Genomic DNA, 1,117 nt, shown 5'->3' with positions numbered 1-1,117 from the left:
GTCGACCCGTCCTCCATGAACTTGTCGATGTGCGGAATGACGTTGAAGGCGATCTGCTTGGTGAACTTCGCGGGCTCGCGCTCCTGTCCGGGCACGTACATGCCCTTGGTCTGGTCCCACAGCTCGTCCATCGCGTCCTTCCCGGCGCCCGAGACGGACTGGTAGGTCGAGACGACGACGCGCTTGATCCGCGCGCGGTCGTGCAGCGGCTTCAGCGCCACGACCATCTGCGCGGTCGAGCAGTTGGGATTCGCGATGATGTTCTTCTTCGCATAGCCCTCGACGGCCTCGGGGTTCACCTCGGGCACGACCAGCGGAACCTCCGGGTCGTAGCGGTAGAGCGAGGAGTTGTCGATCACGATGCACCCGGCCTTGGCGGCCTTGGGCGCGTATTTCGCCGTCGCTTCCGACCCGATGGCGAAGAGCGCGATGTCCCAGCCGGTGAAGTCGAAGGTGTCGAGGTCCTGGGTCTTGACGGTCTTGTCGCCGAAGCTGCACTCGGTCCCGAGCGAGCGGCGGCTCGCCAGCGCGGCGATCGCGTCCACGGGGAACTCGCGCTCGGCGAGGATGTTCAGCATTTCACGGCCCACGTTGCCCGTGGCGCCGGCGACGACGACTCGGTATCCCATGATCTCTTTCCCAGGAGTGAAGGATGGGGCGGCGCTTACAGGAGCGATGCCGCCGGGGAAAGGGGCATGCGGTCGCGGCGGGCGGGCCTGTGGCCTTGCTGCCGGTCAGTCGGTGCGGTCGCGCGCGAAGGCATAGGCCGTCATCCCGGCCAGGATGACCAGCGCGAGGAGCGCGAAGAGCGGCCCGTAGGCCTCGGCCCGAGTGCGGCCCTCGGCCAGCGCGGCGAAGGTCGGGCCGGAGGCGAACTGCATCACGCCCGCCCCGCCCATGCCGAAGAGGTTCAACAGCGTCACGCCCCGCCCCGTCAGGTGCGGCGGCAGGAAGGCGCGCCCGTGCGAGATGACGATGGGATAGGACGCCCCCAGAAGCCCGATGAGCGCGAAGAGCGCGATGGCCCCGCCCAGGCCCGCGGGCGGCGCGGCCCAGAACAGGAGGAGGAGCGCTGCGACCCCGAGGTTTCCGGCAAGGATCGGCCCCTTCCGGCTGC

General features: G+C 68.9%; 1 protein-coding gene and 1 pseudogene. Both read right to left on the bottom strand.

Annotation, left to right across the window (positions count from 1 at the left end):
- A partial coding sequence (locus ACTS11_RS02505; RefSeq protein ID WP_442638773.1) for an aspartate-semialdehyde dehydrogenase occupies window positions 1-629 on the bottom strand: 629 nt, incomplete at its 3' end.
- 105 nt (window positions 630-734) lie between these two features.
- Window positions 735-1,117, bottom strand: a pseudogene (locus ACTS11_RS02500) (MFS transporter); the annotation flags it as partial.

The organism is Roseicyclus sp. (assembly GCF_052168335.1).
GTDB lineage: Bacteria > Pseudomonadota > Alphaproteobacteria > Rhodobacterales > Rhodobacteraceae > Roseibacterium.
This window is presented reverse-complemented; position numbering and strand designations above follow the sequence as displayed.